This is a genomic window from Streptomyces sp. NPDC051214 (assembly GCF_040682375.1).
In the GTDB taxonomy this organism is placed as follows: Bacteria; Actinomycetota; Actinomycetes; order Streptomycetales; family Streptomycetaceae; genus Streptomyces.
Genome location: NZ_JBFBAT010000009.1, coordinates 328,736 through 345,358, shown reverse-complemented (window position 1 = coordinate 345,358; position 16,623 = coordinate 328,736). Strand labels below are relative to the sequence as shown.

At 71.8% G+C, this 16,623-nt stretch carries 13 protein-coding genes; 6 read left to right on the top strand and 7 right to left on the bottom strand.

The window, feature by feature from the left end:
* Window positions 1-15 precede the first annotated feature (15 nt).
* From AB0M70_RS25225 to AB0M70_RS25210, 4 genes are all read left to right on the top strand, one after another.
* Entirely contained in the window at window positions 16-942 is a 927-nt protein-coding gene (locus tag AB0M70_RS25225) for a metal-dependent hydrolase (RefSeq protein ID WP_365822975.1), read from the top strand.
* 1 nt (window position 943) lies between these two features.
* The gene (locus AB0M70_RS25220; protein ID WP_365822973.1) at window positions 944-2,014 is read left to right on the top strand and encodes a PDR/VanB family oxidoreductase; all 1,071 of its coding nucleotides are present in this window, start codon (window positions 944-946) and stop codon (window positions 2,012-2,014) included.
* Between the two features lie 77 nt (window positions 2,015-2,091).
* Entirely contained in the window at window positions 2,092-2,796 is a 705-nt protein-coding gene (locus tag AB0M70_RS25215; protein WP_365822971.1) for a TetR/AcrR family transcriptional regulator, read from the top strand.
* Window positions 2,793-3,311 (top strand): N-acetyltransferase, encoded by a 519-nt coding sequence (locus AB0M70_RS25210; protein ID WP_365822969.1) that lies wholly within the window; start codon window positions 2,793-2,795, stop codon window positions 3,309-3,311. Before AB0M70_RS25215 ends, AB0M70_RS25210 begins: the two co-directional genes overlap by 4 nt.
* A gap of 15 nt (window positions 3,312-3,326) precedes the next feature.
* Here AB0M70_RS25210 and AB0M70_RS25205 read toward each other — a convergent pair whose 3' ends face one another.
* The 3 genes from AB0M70_RS25205 to AB0M70_RS25195 are packed head-to-tail and all read right to left on the bottom strand — an operon-like array spanning window position 3,327 to window position 8,906.
* The gene (locus AB0M70_RS25205; RefSeq protein ID WP_365822967.1) at window positions 3,327-5,234 is read right to left on the bottom strand and encodes a hypothetical protein; all 1,908 of its coding nucleotides are present in this window, start codon (window positions 5,232-5,234) and stop codon (window positions 3,327-3,329) included.
* Between the two features lie 30 nt (window positions 5,235-5,264).
* A complete protein-coding gene (locus AB0M70_RS25200) occupies window positions 5,265-5,756 on the bottom strand; it encodes a tetratricopeptide repeat protein (protein WP_365822965.1) in 492 nt (163 codons plus the stop codon).
* Window positions 5,757-5,780: 24 nt separating this feature from the next.
* Window positions 5,781-8,906 carry an alpha-N-acetylglucosaminidase gene (locus AB0M70_RS25195; protein ID WP_365822963.1) on the bottom strand — a complete coding sequence of 1,042 codons (3,126 nt, stop codon included), beginning with the start codon at window positions 8,904-8,906 and terminating at the stop codon, window positions 5,781-5,783.
* A gap of 177 nt (window positions 8,907-9,083) precedes the next feature.
* Between AB0M70_RS25195 and AB0M70_RS25190 the strand changes: the two genes are divergently transcribed.
* Window positions 9,084-9,524, top strand: coding sequence for a hypothetical protein (locus AB0M70_RS25190; RefSeq protein WP_365823191.1), 441 nt, complete (start codon window positions 9,084-9,086; stop codon window positions 9,522-9,524).
* Between the two features lie 71 nt (window positions 9,525-9,595).
* Here AB0M70_RS25190 and AB0M70_RS25185 read toward each other — a convergent pair whose 3' ends face one another.
* The 3 genes from AB0M70_RS25185 to AB0M70_RS25175 are packed head-to-tail and all read right to left on the bottom strand — an operon-like array spanning window position 9,596 to window position 13,063.
* Window positions 9,596-11,101, bottom strand: a complete 1,506-nt coding sequence (locus tag AB0M70_RS25185) for a DUF1996 domain-containing protein (RefSeq protein WP_365822961.1) — start codon at window positions 11,099-11,101, stop codon at window positions 9,596-9,598.
* Window positions 11,102-11,156: 55 nt separating this feature from the next.
* On the bottom strand, window positions 11,157-11,807 hold the full coding sequence (locus AB0M70_RS25180; RefSeq protein WP_365822959.1) for a response regulator transcription factor: 651 nt from the start codon (window positions 11,805-11,807) through the stop codon (window positions 11,157-11,159).
* Window positions 11,792-13,063, bottom strand: a complete 1,272-nt coding sequence (locus AB0M70_RS25175) for a sensor domain-containing protein (protein WP_365822957.1) — start codon at window positions 13,061-13,063, stop codon at window positions 11,792-11,794. The genes AB0M70_RS25180 and AB0M70_RS25175 overlap by 16 nt, the downstream gene beginning before the upstream one ends.
* Window positions 13,064-13,294: 231 nt before the next feature.
* Here AB0M70_RS25175 and AB0M70_RS25170 point away from each other — a divergent pair, with 231 nt between their 5' ends.
* The gene (locus tag AB0M70_RS25170) at window positions 13,295-15,478 is read left to right on the top strand and encodes an MMPL family transporter (protein WP_365822955.1); all 2,184 of its coding nucleotides are present in this window, start codon (window positions 13,295-13,297) and stop codon (window positions 15,476-15,478) included.
* A gap of 127 nt (window positions 15,479-15,605) precedes the next feature.
* Here AB0M70_RS25170 and AB0M70_RS25165 read toward each other — a convergent pair whose 3' ends face one another.
* Window positions 15,606-16,601: an NAD-dependent epimerase/dehydratase family protein gene (locus AB0M70_RS25165; RefSeq protein ID WP_365822953.1), complete on the bottom strand. Its 996-nt coding sequence runs from the start codon at window positions 16,599-16,601 to the stop codon at window positions 15,606-15,608.
* Between the last annotated feature and the right edge of the window lie 22 nt (window positions 16,602-16,623).

Sequence of the window (16,623 nt, the reverse complement as noted above, 5' to 3'; positions counted from 1 at the left end):
CAGTACATTGACGCCATGTCTAATACGCAGAGCCGGGAGCCGAAGCCTGTCGCGTCCGAGCACATACCGCTCAAGGCACGCAAGGTCTCCTTCTCCTGGGAGGACACCCCGCTGCACTGGGTGCCGGGCGACCCCTTCGCCACGCACACGATCAACGTCCTGCACCTGCTGCTCCCCGCGGGCGAACGCTGGTTCGTCCACGTCTACAAGCAGGTCCTGCCGTACATCCGGGACGACCGGCTCCGCGAGGACGTGATCGGCTTCATCGGCCAGGAGGCCATGCACGCGCAGGCCCACGACGAGGTCCTGCCGCACCTCAAGGAGCAGGGCCTTGACCCCACGCCCTACACCGCCCAGGTCGACTGGCTCTTCGAGAAGATGCTCGGCGACCGCACGCTGCCGCCCGGCAAGGCCCGCAAGTGGTGGCTGATGGAGCGCGTCGCGATGATCGCCGCCATCGAGCACTACACCGCCTTCCTCGGCAACTGGGTCCTGAACGCGGACGAGCTGGACCGCAGGGGCGCCGACCCGACCATGCTGGACCTGCTGCGCTGGCACGGCGCCGAAGAGGTCGAGCACCGCTCCGTCGCCTTCGAACTCTTCATGCACGTCGACGGCAGCTACCGCCGCCGCGCCCGCACCTGGGCCACCGCCTTCACCGCCCTGGTCTTCCTCTGGCAGCGCGGCGCGCGCTTCTTCATGGAGAACGACCCGACCCTCGTCGGCGGCAAGGCCTCGTTCAAGGACTTCTACCGGGGCGGCAAGCAGGGCACGCTGCCCACGACCCCGGACATGATCCGCTCCATCCCCCGCTATCTGAGCCGCGCCTACCACCCCTCCCACGAGGGCAGCACCGCCCAGGCCGTCGCCTATCTCGCCTCGTCCCCGGCGGCCACCGCCGCCGAAGCCGCGACGGAGTCGCTGCCGAAGGGAGCACGCTGACATGCCCCGCATCCGCACCGTGCTGCTCGTCACGGGCGCCGCCCTGCTCGCCAAGCGCGCCATGCGGCGCCGCATCGACGCCTCCCCGCTGTGGCCGCTGCCCGCCCTGGAGGAGCCGGTCTCGGGCCGCCCGCGCTCCCGCGCGCTGCGCCTGATCGTCACCCGGCACGAGAAGGTCGCCGACGGCGTCGTCCAACTGCGCCTGGAAGGCGACCACTTGCCCGCCTGGCAGCCGGGCGCCCACCTGGACCTGGTCCTGCCATCGGGCCTCGTCCGGCAGTACTCGCTGTGCGGGGACCCGGAGGACACCTCCTCGTACACCGTCGCCACCCGCCTCATCGACGCGGAGCGGGGCGGCCGCGGTGGTTCGCGCGAGGTGCACGAGCAGCTCCGGGAGGGCACGGAGGTCGAGGTGCGCGGCCCGCGCAACCGCTTCCCGCTCGCCGACGCCGAGGCGTACGTCTTCGTCGCGGGCGGCATCGGCATCACCCCGATCCTGCCCATGCTGCGGGAGGTCGAGGCCGCGGGCCGTGCGTGGCGGCTGCTGTACGGGGGCCGCTCCCGGGCCTCGATGCCGTTCCTCGAAGACGTGGCGAAACTGGCCGGCGCCACGCCGGACCGGGTCACGATCGTCGCGGAGGACGAGGGCGGCCGCCCGGATCTCGCCGCCTTCCTCGCGGACCTGCCGCCCGCCACCGCGGTGCATGTGTGCGGCCCCGAGGGCCTGATGGAGGCGGTGGCCGCGACGCTGCCGGACGGCGCCGAGCTGCACCTGGAGCGTTTCGCGCCGCACACCTCCGCGGAGGGCAACGGCACCTTCGAGGTGGAACTGCGCCGCAGCGGGCGGACCCTCACCGTGGCCCCGGACACCACGGTCCTGACCGCGGTGCGCGCCGAGCTGCCCAACACCGCGTACTCCTGCGAGCAGGGCTTCTGCGGAACCTGCCAACAGCGCGTCCTGGAAGGGGAGATCGACCACCGGGACGAACTGCTCACGGACGCCGAGCGCGCCGACTCGATGCTGATCTGCGTGTCGAGGGCGGGCGGCGACCGCATCGTGCTCGACATGTGAGACGAGACGCGCGAGATGTGAACGCTTCGCGTGGACCGACCCCTTGGACGGCTGGATCTGCTCGGTAAGGTGTTCGTATGACTACCGGGGTGCGCCGCAGAATGGGCGTCGAGGAGCGGCGGCAGCAGTTGATCGGGGTCGCGCTCGACCTGTTCAGCCACCGCTCGCCCGACGACGTGTCCATCGACGAGATAGCGGCGGCCGCGGGCATCTCGCGACCGCTGGTCTACCACTACTTCCCGGGCAAACTGAGCCTGTACGAAGCGGCGTTGCAACGGGCGGCGGACGATCTCGCCGACCGCTTCGTGGAGCCCAGGGAAGGCCCGCTGGGCGCGCGCCTGCTGCGGGTGATGGGCCGCTTCCTGGACTTCGTGGACGGCCACGGCCCCGGCTTCTCGGCGCTGATGCGCGGCGGTCCCGCCGTCGGGTCGTCCACCACCAACGCGCTCATCGACTCGGTGCGGCAGGCGGCGTACGTCCAGATCCTCGCGCACCTGGGTGTCACGGACCCGCCCGCCAGGCTGGAACTGGTGATCCGCTCCTGGATCTCGCTCGCCGAGTCCACGGCGCTCATCTGGCTCGACGGACGCCGTATCCCGCGCGCCGAGCTGGAGCTGCAACTGGTGCACGACTTCGCCGCGCTCGCCGCCGTGAGCGCCGCGTACGACGAGGAGATGGCCGCGATCATGCGCCGCCTCCTCGCCGAGGAACCGCCGGACGGACCGTTCGCCGCACTGATCACCCGGCTGATCGGCCTCGTCCCGCAGGAGCAGGGCAGTTGACCCACCGCCTGGCCGACGAGAACGACATCCCCACCCTCGTCGCCCTCTATGACGGCGCCGCGCACTGGATGCGGGCCCGGGGGATCGACCAGTGGAAGCCGGGCGAGAAGGGCGCGGAGCACTTCCGCGGGCGCATCGCGTCGGACGAGGTCTGGCTCGCGTACGACGGTGAGATGGTCACCGGGGCCTACGAGGTGTGGTGGGCGGACGAGCCCGCCTGGGGCGAACAGCCGCCCGTCGCGGGCTACGTGCACCGCCTGATGACACGGCGCGGCGCCCCGGCGGGCACGGGCCGCGCGATGCTGGCCCGCGCGGAACGGCGGATAGCCGAGGCCGGCCGCGACCGCTGCCGCCTGGACTGCGTGTCGTCCAACCCGCGGCTGCGGGAGTACTACGAGGCGGCGGGCTACGCGGTCGTGGGGGAGCTGCCGGGAAAGGTGGCGGCGGACGGGAGCACGTACGGCGTGCTGCTCCTGGAAAAGGAGCTGCGGGGCCCGGTCCCGTCCGACGCCTGAGACATCAACGCGGCGTCATCGCAGCGTCGACACCTTCGAGCCGTCCGCGAGCCGTCCGGTGAGCCCGGCGCGGGCGCCCCGCTTCACGGGCGCGGCCACGGTGTTGCCGGGGGTCCGGGACCCGCCGGAAGCCTGGACCGAGACGACGTTCCTGCTGCCCGCCCCCAGCAGATACCAGTTCCCGCCGCGCGACTTCCAGCGCACTCCCGCGAGCACCGAAGGCTGCCGCGCCCCGCACGCCGCGGAGTCCTCCGCCTTCGCCGCGACCGCGGCGGTGCCGCCCGCCTGGAACTGCGCGAGGGCCCGGCCTCCGTCGCCCCGCCAGGTGTCGGCGCGGGTGCAGAGCCAGGCCGCGGCGCCGTTCGCCTCGGGCAGTGCCTGGCGCGCGTACTGCCAGGAGTTGACGGAGCGCACGCCGTTCGAGCGCGCGTCGGCGAGGGAGCAGGCGGTCGTCGACCAGTTCGCGGCCGTGGCCTCGCGCGGGGCCTGCGGGCGGCCCGCGGTGAGATGGGCGGGGACGAGCTCGCCGAGGTCGGAGGAGAGTCGATTCACCCCGGCGTCGTCCCGCAGCTGCAGGGCGTTCCAGGAGGTGCACGCGCGGGCCTGCGCCGGACTGGCGAACGGCTCCGTGACACCCTCGCCGTCCCGCTTCAGGGTATCGGCGTTCCGCTGCGGCTTCAGCAGGTCGCGTACGGCGACACCGCTCACCCAAGGCGCGGTCAGATAGCGGACGTTGCCGTCGACGCGGCTCACCACCAGGGCTCCGGCCTCGGCGCTCGTCGCGCCGTCCACGCGGGCGAAGTCGAGCGCTGCCCCGCTGGTGCCGTCCTTGGGCTCGGCGTACCGCACGATGCGCAGTCCGTCGTAGAGGAGGACGACCCGGGCCGCGTCGACCTCACCGGCGAAGAGCAGCTGGGCGGGGCCGGCGGGTGCACCGGCGGCCGTGCCGGGCGTGGCGGAGACCTGCACCGATTCTCCGGGGCGCGCCCAGACGGCCAGGGCGCGCCGCAGCAGGGCGTCGTCGTCGACGAGCGCGCCCCTGGCGGGCCACACGGAGAAGTCCGCGCGCGCGGACTTCTGCCACGCACCGGCCGCGATCTTCGTCACCTGCTCCGGGTCCAGGGCGGCCTGCCCCGCCGGATTCTGCGCGTACGCGGGCGCGGCGGCCCCGTCGGGGCCCCATCCGTCGCCCGGGAGCCCGAGCAGCGCCCCGCAGACCAGGGCGGCGGCCAGCGCGACCCCCGCGGCCTTCATGTGCTGCCTGCGGCGCATCAGGTCGGTGGGCCGCGCCTGCAGCGAGCAGGGGTCGAACTCGGGTGACCTGAGCAGTTCGTACGCCGCGTCCACGCCGTCGGCCTGGGCGAGCGCTCCGGCCGGGTCGTCGACTCCGGCGGCGGCGAGCACCTTGCGTACGTCGGCGTCGGGGAGGCGCTCCAGGCCGCGCAGCACGTACGCGGCACGGGCGGGGCCCGAGAGCGCGGAGAGCCGCTGGTCCAGGGCGAGTTCGTCGGCGCCGCCCGACCTCGGGAAGAGCCGCAGGCCCCAGACCTGCGGCAGCAGCGGCGGCAGCTGGGAGCGCTTGGGCCAGGCCTTGCGCCGCAGCGGAAGCCCCGCGTCGAGCGCGGTGGCGACGATCCGCAGCCGCACGTACGCGTACCCGGGGTCGCCGCCCCGGCCGTCCCCCGAGCGCTGTTCCGGGATGACCTCGCCGTCGGCCGGCCTGCGGCTGCGGGGCAGCGCGCGCTGGGTGAGGGCGTGGGCGGTCAGGACCCGCCGGTTGCGCCCGAGGCTGGGCGGCAGGACCAAGTAGGCGAGCCGCACCAGACGCGGGTAGTGCTCGACGAGGGCGGCCTCGGCCTGCTCGACATCCACGACGCCGGAGAGATCCTGGGGCGGGGAGGGGGACTTCACATTCGACGACACGTTCAGCAAAACGAGCGAATCGTCGGATGGTCACCTCTCCGTGAGCATTCGAGCATAGTTGCCCATTGACCGCTGGTAGCGCGGGAGGTGGGGCGCGAGGGCGCCCAGCACCAGCGCCAGACCCTCGCGTTCACGCCCGAGACTGGCCAGGCAGAGGGCGAGGGTGGCGCGCACGGCGTCGTCCAACTCGTCGCTGGGCGCGTCGAGTTCGGCTTCCAGCAGTGCGACGCCTTCCTCGGCCTGCCCGATGTTTCGCAGGGAGCTGCTGAGTTGGATGACGGTGCGGCGTCGCCGGTAGCCGTCGAGGCCCTTCGCCAGGGCTTCCCGGTACAAGGGGACGGCGCGGTCCGAGTGGCCGGTGGAGTCGAAGGCGCAGGCCCTTTCGAAGGGGGCGACGGGGCTTCCTTCCGGCAGCTCCTCGACCAAGGCGTCGATGATCTTCCGGAACTCCTCCCCCCGGTCGTCGTACTGCTCCACCGAGGCCCACGCCTCCGCCACCCGCTGCTCCCACGCGATATCCATGGCCACAGCTTTGCACGGGGTGCCTCAGTCGACCCGCCACTGGCTGAACTCCACCGTCCCCCGCGCCCCGTCACCCCCGTTGGTCGCGCTCATGAACAGCCCCACGTCCTGCGCCGCCGCGGCCCCCGGCGCCGGCACGCTCGCCACCACCTGCCACGTGGACCCGCCGTCCGTCGAGCACGAGCCCGTCACCGTGTCGCCCGCCCGCGCCAGGCGCAGCAGCACCGGCGCCTTGATGCCTGTGATGCGCTTGTACGTGTCCAGCGTTCCGTCGCCGTTCGTGTCGTACGACAGGACCACCCCGTTCGACGGCGTGACCGCGAGGTCGACGAAGCCCCGGGACCCCGCGACCCCCATCTCGTTGCGTGTGATCAGGCCCGCCCTGGCCCAGGGCCCCGTCACCGCCTGGGCGTCGACCCTGACCGTCACCGAGACGCCGCCGCGCAGCGCGCCCTCCCGGTACAGCGTGCCGAACTCCGTCGTGCCCTTCCACAGGTCCGCGCCCCCGCCGTTGATCGCGTACCGGCCGTCGAGCTCGCCGAAGACCGCGGCGTTGTTGGTGTACTTCTTCAAGCCCGCCCCCACCGGGCCCGCCTCGAACAGCACACCCTCGTGGACCGCCTCCACCCGCCGCTCGCCCGCGGGGCCGTACCGCACGGCGATCTCGTACGGGAGCGGGCGCAGCGGCCGGTCGAGCGGGGTCCCCGGCGCGCTCACCCGCCACGCCACCTTGCCCGTGCCCGCGGGAGCGACCCGGGGCAGCGACACCGGGCCGGAGGGCTCCGCGTCGACCCCCGTCAGCCGGAAGTCGACACGGCCGGTGGCCCGCAGGCCGTTGACGTTGCGGAAGACCGCCTCGACCCGTGCGTGCCCGCCGGGCGGCAGCGACGGCGGATCGGCGACGACCTCCAGGGAACCCTGGTAGGGCGCCCGCGCCAGCACGTCCCGTACCCGAGAGGCGGTCCGGTACGGGTCGCCGGTGCCCCGCAGGGGATAGTCCTTGCGCTCCCGGGTCCACGGCTCCTCCACCGCGAACCAGTCCACCGCCCGCGGTTCGCGCCCCGCGGCAAGGGCGTCGGCCAGCTCGTCGAGCCACTTCTGCCAGCGGGGCACGTAGAAGTCGGCCATGAGCCCGGACCATTCGCGGTTGCCGTACTCGTGCAGCCTTCCGCCGTCGGACGTGGCCCGGTCGCCCCACACCGTGATCAGCACCTTCGCGGTCCGTTCGAACTCCGCCCGCTCCTCACCGTTCGTGCCCATGCGCCGCGCCGACTCGACCCAAGGGCCGAGCAGGAACGCCGAGTTGGTGGCCGTCAGCTCGTCCGAGAGCCGCATCAGCCGCAGCCACAGCGTCGACAGCGCCCGGAAGGTGTCCGCGTCCTTGCGCCGGTACGCGGACCGCAGCTGAGGCAGCAGCTGGCGGCTCCGGTGGGCGAGCGCCTGCCGGGCCACGTCCACCAGGTCGTACCGGTAGGCGGCGCTGCCCCGCAGCCCGCCACGGACCCCGAGCAGCCCGGCGAACGCCGCGTCGAAGCGGCCCGGGTCGTAGGTCAGCGCACGCGGCGCGTACTCGGCGGCGCGGTTCGCCGCCAGGTCGGGGCGGGCCGCGAACAGCGAGTCGTGCGGGTCGCTGCGCTCGACGGCGGTGTGCCGGTAGGCGGTGTCGTGCAGGGCCCGCCACGCGCGCCGGGCGTCGGAGTCGTGGCCGCCGTAGCGGAAGCCCGCGTAACCGTCGAACCAGGACTTCAGGTCGAGCTTCTCCTTGGACCAGGCCAGTTCGGAGAAGAGCTCGAAGGCGGCCGGGTCCCGGTCCGTCGCCTCCGGCATGAACGCCGTGCCCACCAGCGCGCTGCCGCCCTTGTCCCGCCACGCGAAGAACTTCTCGTTCCAGATGTGGGCGCGGGCCCCGATCGTGGTGCGTCCCCCGAAGTTCGGGATGGTCCCGAACGCGTACGGAGTGCCGCCCCAGTCCTTCTCGCGGTCGGTGACGCTCGTGAACCGGTCGGAGACGCCGTCCACGATCAGCATGCGGCGCCGGTCGATCGCGTCGAGCAGCTCGGGCAGCGGGTTGGCCTCCCAGCCGAGGATCACCCAGGTCGCGCCGGGGCGGGCCTTGCGCAGGGCCGCCTCCACGCCGCGTGCCGCGTCCGGCACGGGGACGTCGCCCGGGGTGCCGCCCTCGTGGAGGAGGTCCATCTTGAAGTTGTCGGCGGCCCCGAAGAGCTGCTCCTGGTGCCGGTAGAAGGACGCGGCGACCTTCGCGAAGGACGAGGTGCGGGGGTCGAGCCAGTCCGGTCTCTTGAACCCGTGCCAGATCCCCTGGGGTATGACCCGCGCGTCCCCGCCGTTGCGCGCGACGAACCCGTCGGGAACGTGCCCGTAGTAGCCGGGGAGGACAGGCGCCATGCCCAGCGAGCGCAGTCGGTCCACGATCCTGCGGCCCAGGGCGGCCCGGTCCGCGATGACGGCGGGGGACAGCGGGCCCCCGTACCCGGACAGGTTCTGCAGCAGCCACCACGCCTGGTGCGACGGCGCGGGCAGCCACGCGCGCGCCTCCGCGTCGCTGTAGCCGAAGTCCTGGAGAACCCGGTGGTAGACGGCCTCCGCCCCCGCGATCACCAGGACCTCGTTGCAGCCGTGCAGGGCGAGGACGTCGATCATCCGCTCCCAGTACGCCCAGTCGGCGTAGGGCGCGGTGTACCCGTCGTTCGTGTCGTTCAGGGCGAACCGGTGCGCGAGCCCGCTCGACCGCTCCATGGGGCGGGCCGGCGCGGGAAGCTTGCGTGGCAGGTCCAACTGGGCGCCGTTCCAGGCGACATGGGCCCCGCAGACGTACTTCAGATACCAGTGGACCCCGGTGAGCAGCACGGCGGGCGTCGTACCGGACACATCGATGCGCCCCGTCGTGCCCGAAACGCGGAAACGGTCCGTGCCGCCCTGCGCGGGGACGAGTCTGAGACGGAACTGTTCCGCGTGATGCGGCAGGAGTCTGTTGAGTGCTGAGCGCGCGGAATCCGTATCGAGGGCGACAGCGGGGTCCCGGACGGGCCCCTCGGCGGCGTGGGACGGAACGGCCACCCCGCCGACGGCGGCACCGAGGCCGATGGCCCCGGCGGTGCCGAGCACGGAACGTCGGGACGGATCGGTCATGTGTACCCCCTGGGTCGAATGGTGCGGCGCACGGTATCCGTGCGGCGTCCAGCGCTCAACGGTGCATACGGACATGGCGAGTTCGGCTCGCCTGAAGGGACGGGTGGGGCGATGAAGGCAGCGCGAAAGACGCCTGCGGGCGCGAGTGGGGGCATGCGGGGGCGCATGCGGTCGGGCATGGCGGTGGGGATCGGTGCGGGACTGCTGACGGTGCTCGTGGCGTGCGGCTCTGACGGCGACGACGCGCCACCGGACACGGCGAGCGGCAGCCTGGAGCAGCTTGCGGCCAAGGCGCACTGCGAGCCCGACATCCAGACGGACGCGGCCGAACTGCGGCAGGCCACCTGTGACAAAGGTGCCCGCCGCTACGTCCTAGTAACCTTTACAAATGCCCGTGGCCAGGCCGAATGGTTCGACGAGGCGACCGATTACGGCGGTACGTACCTCGTCGGCAAGAAGTGGATCGCGGTCGGCGACGAGAAGGTGGTCATGCGGCTGCGCGGCCGGCTCGGTGGGACCGTGGAGAAGTCCTCGCACCACTCGGGGAGTAGCGGTGGTGGGGATCACGAGGACAAAGGCCCGGGGCACTCGGGCCACTCCGGTCACCACACGGGCTGACCGCGCAGCGGTATGGGGGCCGGCCGGCGGTACTGAGCCGAGAGGCTCGGCTCAGTACCGCTCGACGCGGGTCACTTGCAGCGCTGACCGCTGTTGATGCACTTGGCCATGCGCTTCATCAGCCTCTCGTCGAAGACGTTGATGAAGTCACCGTGATCGGTGATCGGCTTGTGCAGCTGCTCGGGGAACGAGTCGACGGCGAATCCCGGTCCCGGCGGCACGTCGTACACGATGCGCTGCACCAGCTGCGGGATGGCCTTGAAGCCCTGCGGGCACGCGCCGGTCTGCTCGTCGGCGAAGGCCACGTGCGTACGGTGGTTGGCGCTGTCGGTGTTCTGGCCGTCCCAGCAGCTCTGGAAGTTGAACGTCCGGACGACCTGGCTGCCCTCGGGGCAGATCGGGTACTTGTCCTTGAGCTGCCGGTCCTCGAACCCGGTGCAGCTCCAGGACGCGTTGGCGTTCGCGTCCCCGTTGGTCAGCGACTTGGCGTCACCGGTGATGATGCGCAGGAAGCGCGGCATCGCGACGACCTTGCCCGTCGGGTTTCCGGCGAACTTCAGCGTGACCGAGCTCGGGGTCTGGATCTCGCCGACGTTCTGGTCCTTGCCGCCGCCGTCCGCGTCGGCGTCGTTCTCGTCCTGCCCGTTCTGCAGCCTCAGGACCGGCCAGTAATAGGTGGACTTGTCCCCCTGGTTGCGGCAGGTGGTGTCGCCGTTCGCGAGATCGTCGTCACCGGAGAAAGCGTCCGTGGCCTGATTGCCGACGTAATCGTGCATGTGGTGGGCGCCATTGCTGACGCCGGGCGCCGCGATGACATTGTCCGGATTGAACTTGCCGTTCTCGTTCGTCCCGCATTTCGTGGTGAAGGTGCCGCGTGACGCGCCGCGTCGCTTGTCGGGGCGGTTGACATTGGGCTGTACGGAATTGATGTCGACGAAGTCGGAGGCCTCGGGGCCGTTGCCGTTCTGGCCGGGCGGCTGCTCCTGGTCGCCGCCGTCACCGGGGGGCTGCTCCTGCCCGTCGTCACCGCCGTCCTGCGGGGGCTGCTCCTGGCCGTCGCCTCCGTCCTGCGGCGGCTGCTGCTGCCCCGCCGAGTCGTCCGCCCGCATGGTGCACGGCGCCATGCCGTCGATCCCCTGCGGCGGCTGCCCGCCCGCCTGGTCGATCGAGGACCCGATGCCTTCGATGGTCGGCCGCCGCTGCTCCTCGAGGGGCTCGAGCACGGCCTTGGCCTGCTCGGTGTTCTGCGCGTCGGCGAACTTCTCGTAGGCGGCGGTGATCTGGGTGTCCAGCTCCGCGAGCCGCCGGTCCACGTCCTCGCGGGCCCCGTCCGGCACGTCGACGAGCTGGGTGCCCACGTCCGGGCAGTTGATGGTCGCCATCCCGACCCCCGGACCGCCGCCCTGCTCGCCGGACCGGGTGGAGGCGGACGGCGAACCATTGCTCTCGCCGGCGTTCGCGTAGACATTCACCGCGACCATTCCGCCGCCGCCCAGGATGAGCGCAGCCGAGGCGGCGATCGCGCGCCCGGCGAGTTTTGATCGTTTGCGTGATGTGCGTCGTGGAGTGCGTCCCATGGGACTACGTACGCAACAGGAGTCGGCCCCGTTCAATCAGGCGCGGAATTTCCGCTCAGCGCCCTTGATCCAGATAGGCGAGCACGGCGAGAACCCGCCGGTTGTCGTCGTCCGACACCGAAAGGTCCAGTTTCCCGAAGATGTTGGACGTGTGCTTGGCGATCGCCCGCTCCGTCACCACGAGCTCCGCCGCGATCGCCGCGTTCGACCGCCCCTGCGCCATGAGTTCGAGCACCTCGCGCTCGCGCGGCGTCAGCTTGCCGAGCGGCTGGTCCGCCGACCGGCGCGACAGGAGCTGCTGGATCACCTGCGGGTCCATCGCGGTGCCGCCCGACGCGACCCGGCGTACGGCGTCGATGAACTGGTCGGCGTCGAAGACCCGGTCCTTCAGGAGATAGCCGACCCCGCCGTTCCCGTCGGCGAGCAGCTCGCGCGCGTACAGCTGCTCCACGTGCTGCGAGAGCACGAGCACGGGAAGCCCCGGCCGTGCCTTCCGCGCGGCGAGCGCGCACTGCAGTCCCTCGTCCGTGTGGGACGGCGGAAGCCGGACGTCGACGACGGCGACGTCCGGCTCCAACTCGGCCAGGGCCTTGGTGAGTTCGGGCCCGGTCTCGACCGCGGCGGCGATCTCGAAGTCGAATGCCTCCAGCATCCGCACCAGGCCGTCACGCAGCAGGAAGAGATCTTCGGCTAGGACAACTCGCAAGGGATCTCCATGGTCACCATGGTCGGGCCGCCCGCGGGACTGCTGACGGCAAGTACGCCGTCGAATGTACCGAGTCGGCGTTCGATCCCGCTCAGCCCGGACCCCGCCCCGATGGACGCGCCGCCCTTGCCGTTGTCGGTGACCGCGACGCGCAGCATGCCCTGCGCGTGGTGGACGTCCACCCAGATGCGGTCCGCCCCCGAGTGCTTGATGGCGTTGGTCAGCGCCTCGCTCACCGCGAAGTACGCCGCCGACTCCACCGGCTCGTCGGCGCGGCCGGACAGCTCCACGTCCACCTCCGTCCGCACCGGAAGCCGCAGCGCGAGGGCCTTCACCGCGTCACCGAGGCCACGCTCGGCGAGCACCGGCGGATGGATGCCGCGGACCAGGTCACGCAGCTCGGTCAGCGCCTCGCCGGAGTTCTGCCGGGCCTTGGCGATCATTTCCTTGGCCTTCGCCGGGTCCTTCTCGATCATCGCCTCGATGGTGCCGAGGTCCATGCCCATCGCGACCAGACGGGCCTGCGCCCCGTCGTGCAGGTCCCGCTCGATGCGGCGCAGTTCGGCGGCGGAGGTGTCCACGGCGTCGTGCCGGGTCTCGGTCAACCGGTCGACGCGCTGGGCCAGTTCACGCTCCCGCATGGAGGTGGTGGGGGCGAGCAGCGCCCGCGTCAGGACGAAGTGGCCGCGCACGATGGAGGTGTTGGCGAAGACGCCGGTGATGCCGAGCGCGGTGCCGAGCAGGGCCGCCATGGTGGCGTCGCCCTGCGAGGTGACGTGGATGAAGCCGTACCACTCGCCGCCGCCCGCCTCGTAGATCGGCTTCCAGACGCCGAGAGCCAGGACGTAGCCGTACAGCATGTAGAGAAGGAGCGCGGGCGCGAAGATCGCCGTGACGCAGCCCGCGGTCATGTCGACGAGGAGCCACTGCAGGTCACGCCAGGTCGCCGGGTCCTTCAGAAGCAGCGAGGTGCGCTCCACCTGCCCGGTCACACCCCCGCGCAGGTCGGCGGGGAAGGGACGGTAGGGCGACGGAATGCGCACGTCCGACCATGCGCCTGCCTGGGCGCGGCGCAGGTCCGCCCACTTGCGTACGAGTGCCAGGATCACCGGCGTCGTGAAGACGCCGATGCCCAGCAGGATGAAGGCGATCGAGAGGACCGACAGCACGAAGAGAGTGATCGAACCGGCGAGCGTGACGACCGCCAGATAGAGCCCACGGGCTCCCGCGATCACGGATTCACGGACCCTCGTCATTTTTTGATCCCCATCTCTTCCAGTGGCATGAACACATTCTCGCCGCTGGGTCAGGCACCGGTCATGGGGTCCGGCACCCGAGCCGGGGGTGTACCTGACGACACCCCCTGACCTGGCCCTGTGCTTCGAACAGTGGGGGCTTCGGCGGCTGGGTGGGCGGGCCCCGGATTTCTAGCGTTGTCCTCGTCAACCACCGGCTTATCCACTGCTTACTTATGGGGGCGAAACGCCATGAGGCCAAACCTCGCGGCACGACTCGGGGTGTGGAGCGCGCACCACCGCAAGACGGCCATCCTCGGCTGGCTGCTCTTCGTCGTGCTCGCCACGACCATAGGCGGGGCCTCGGGCATGGTCACCGCATCCGACGACGAGATGGGCGTCGGCGAATCGGGCCGCGCCGCGACGATCCTCAACGACGCGGGCGTCGAGGAGCCCGCCGGCGAGCTCGTCATGGTCAGTTCGAAGACGGCGGACGGCTGGCGGGACGCGGCGAGCGACCTCTCCAAGGCGCTGACCGCGACCGGCGAGACACGCGGCATGCAGGCGCCGCTGCCCTCCGATGACGGCAAGGACGCGCTGCTCCGCTTCGAGATCAAGGGCGCCTCCGACGACGCGACCGACCGCGTCCAGCCCGTGCTCGACGCGGTGCAGAAGGCCAAGGACGACGGGGCCCGAAGCGGCGTCTCCGTCTACCAGTTCGGCGACGCCAGCTCCGAGAAGCAGCTCAGCGACCTGCTCGCGGACGACCTCACCCGGGCCGAGTTCACCGCGGTGCCGCTGGCCCTCGGCATCCTCCTGGTCGCCTTCGGCGCGGTGGTCGCCGCGCTGCTCCCGGTCGGGCTCGCGCTGACCGCGTGCGTGGCGGCCTTCGGCCTGCTCTCGCTCGCCAGCCACCAGTTGCACCTGTTCGAGACGACGTACTCGGTGATGTTCCTGATGGGGCTCGCCGTCGGCGTCGACTACTGCCTGTTCTACCTGCGGCGCGAGCGGGACGAGCGGGCGGCGGGACATGACGCTCAGACCGCGCTGCGGATCGCGGCGGCCACCAGCGGGCGGGCCGTGCTCGTCTCGGGCCTGACGGTGATGGTCGCGATGGCGGGCATGTTCCTCTCCGGACTTCTGCTCTTCAAGGGCTTCGCGGTCGCCACGATCCTGGTGGTGTGCGTGGCGATGCTGGGCTCGGTGACGGTGCTTCCCGCGCTGCTCTCCGCGCTCGGCGACCGGATCAACGCGGGGCGCATCCCCTTCCTGAACCGCAAGGGCAAGAAGGGTGCGCACGCCGGCGGCGCCATCGCGGGCAAGCTGCTGCGGCCGGTCCTGGCCAAGCCGAAGTTCTTCGCCGTCGGCTCGGCCGTCCTGCTGCTCGCGCTCGCGGCTCCCGCGCTCGGCATGAAGACCGAACAGCTGGGCCTGGAGAAGCAGTTCGGCTCGGACGCACCGCTCTCGGTCTCCTTCCGGGAGATCACCCAGGAGTCCCCGGGCGGCCCCGCACCGGCCCGGGTGGTCGTCAAGGCGGACGACATCGGGGCGAAGGAGACGCGGGACGCGCTGGCCGCGGTGGTGCGGGACGCGGGCAAGGGCGCCGAACTCACCGTCCACAAGAGCGCGGGCGTGGCCGAGATCGACGTACCGCTGCCCGGTGACGGCAGTGACGCGAAGTCCAAGGAGGCGCTCGGCGAGCTGCGGGACGACGTGGTCCCCGCGGCCTTCGACGGCCTGGACGCGCAGGCGTACGTCGGCGGCGACCTCGCCGAGTCCGAGGACTTCAGCGACCAGCTCAGCAAGGGCATCGTGCCGGTGTTCGCCTTCATCGCGGCGGTGACGTTCCTGCTGATGCTCTTCAGCTTCCGCTCGGTGGTGATCGCGGTGACGTCCATCGGCCTCAACCTGCTCTCGGTCGGCGCCGCGTACGGCGTGATGACCGCGGTCTTCCAGCACGGCTGGGGCGCGGAGCTGATCGGCTCGGAGCAGGTGGGCGCGATCGAGAACTGGATGCCGCTGTTCGTCCTCGTGGTCCTCTTCGGCCTGTCGATGGACTACCACGTGTTCGTGGTCTCGCGGATCAGTGAGGCGCGGGAACGGGGCCTGGACAACCGCGCGGCGATCCGCGAGGGCATCACGCGGACCGCGGGCGCGGTGACGGGGGCGGCCGTGATCATGGTGGCGGTCTTCGCGGTCTTCGGCACCCTGTCCATGCAGGACATGCAGCAGATGGGCGTCGGCCTCGGCGTGGCGGTCCTGCTGGACGCGACGGTCGTGCGGATGGTGCTGCTTCCGTCCCTGATGACGCTCCTCGGCGAGCGGAACTGGCGTACGCCGCGGTACCTGTCGTGGCTGCCGAGGATCTCGCACGGCGAGACGCCTGTGGCACCTGAGCAGCGTGGACCCCAGCCGGTTCCGTCGGCCAGGGTGTAGGTGCTCCGCCGGGAAGTGCCGTGATGCAGCTGTGGGCCGGCGGGGGCTTGTCGCGCAGTTCCCCGCGCCCCTGAAGGGGCGGTGGCCCGACCGGATTCGCCGGTCGGGCCACCGCCCCGTTTTCTTGCTACAGCCCCAGCGCCTTCGCCTCCACCTCGGGGTCGACGCCCTTGGCCCCGCGGTCGGGGCGCTGCGGGGCCACACCGCCCAGGGACGTGAGCCAGGCCCAGGTGTCCGCGACCGTCTCCGCCACGGGCCGCGCGCGCAGTCCCGCGGCCGCCGCCTTCTCCGTCGACGTGCGGTGCATGGTGTCGTGCAGTTCACCCGGCGGGAGCCACACCGGGAGCTGCGACCACGGCTCGATGCCGTGCTCGGCGATCACCGCGGGGTCCGTCCAGCGCAGCTCCACGTCGGCCGCGCCCGCCACGGCCACGCACGCCTCGAGGAACTCCTCCATGGTGGTGTGCGCCATGGGGGAGATGACGTTGTACGGGCCGTGGAGCCCCGCGAAGGCGGCATCCAGGACCCACTCCGCGAGGTCCCGCACGTCGATGTACTGCAGGTCCAACTCCCGTGGCCCCGGCGCCAGTACGGGCCCGCCCCGCGCGACCCGGTTCAGCCACCACGGCAGCCGCCCGACGTTCTCGTACGGACCGAGGATCAGTCCGGCGCGGGCGAGCACCGTGCGCTCGGCCCCGAACTCCGCGACGGCGGCGAGCTCGCCGCCCCGCTTGTCCTCCGCGTACGCCACCGAATCCGCGTCGGGATCCCCCTCGACCAGCGGGTAGCTCTCGTCCGAACCCGCCACCCCCGGATACCGGTACACGGACGCGCTCGACACATACACATAGCGCCCGGCCCGCCCCGCGAGCAGCCGCGCCGTGTCCCGCACGGCACGCGGCGCCCCCGACCAGGTGTCGACGACGATGTCCCACTCCCCGTCGAAGCCGGCGAGCGCGTCGAGGCCGCCCTCCGCCGTACGGTCACCGAACAGCGACACCGCGCCCGTGGGCGCCTCGTGCTGCCCCCGGTGGAAGACCGTCACCTCCCAGCCACGCGCCAGCGCCGCCTCGACGACGCCCCGTCCCACGAACTGCGTACCGCCCAGCATCAGAAGTCTCATGCCGCAGACTCTGCACGCTCCC

What these genes read in the sequence shown, in the direction of transcription:
- AB0M70_RS25185 (WP_365822961.1), bottom strand. Translation starts at nt 11,101, where the DNA reads ATGGGACGCACTCCACGACGCACATCACGCAAACGATCAAAACTCGCC.
- AB0M70_RS25175 (WP_365822957.1), bottom strand. Translation starts at nt 13,063, where the DNA reads ATGACGAGGGTCCGTGAATCCGTGATCGCGGGAGCCCGTGGGCTCTAT.
- AB0M70_RS25200 (WP_365822965.1), bottom strand. Translation starts at nt 5,756, where the DNA reads ATGGATATCGCGTGGGAGCAGCGGGTGGCGGAGGCGTGGGCCTCGGTG.
- AB0M70_RS25170 (WP_365822955.1), top strand. Translation starts at nt 13,295, where the DNA reads ATGAGGCCAAACCTCGCGGCACGACTCGGGGTGTGGAGCGCGCACCAC.
- AB0M70_RS25165 (WP_365822953.1), bottom strand. Translation starts at nt 16,601, where the DNA reads ATGAGACTTCTGATGCTGGGCGGTACGCAGTTCGTGGGACGGGGCGTC.
- AB0M70_RS25195 (WP_365822963.1), bottom strand. Translation starts at nt 8,906, where the DNA reads ATGACCGATCCGTCCCGACGTTCCGTGCTCGGCACCGCCGGGGCCATC.
- AB0M70_RS25225 (WP_365822975.1), top strand. Translation starts at nt 16, where the DNA reads ATGTCTAATACGCAGAGCCGGGAGCCGAAGCCTGTCGCGTCCGAGCAC.
- AB0M70_RS25190 (WP_365823191.1), top strand. Translation starts at nt 9,084, where the DNA reads ATGGCGGTGGGGATCGGTGCGGGACTGCTGACGGTGCTCGTGGCGTGC.
- AB0M70_RS25220 (WP_365822973.1), top strand. Translation starts at nt 944, where the DNA reads ATGCCCCGCATCCGCACCGTGCTGCTCGTCACGGGCGCCGCCCTGCTC.
- AB0M70_RS25215 (WP_365822971.1), top strand. Translation starts at nt 2,092, where the DNA reads ATGACTACCGGGGTGCGCCGCAGAATGGGCGTCGAGGAGCGGCGGCAG.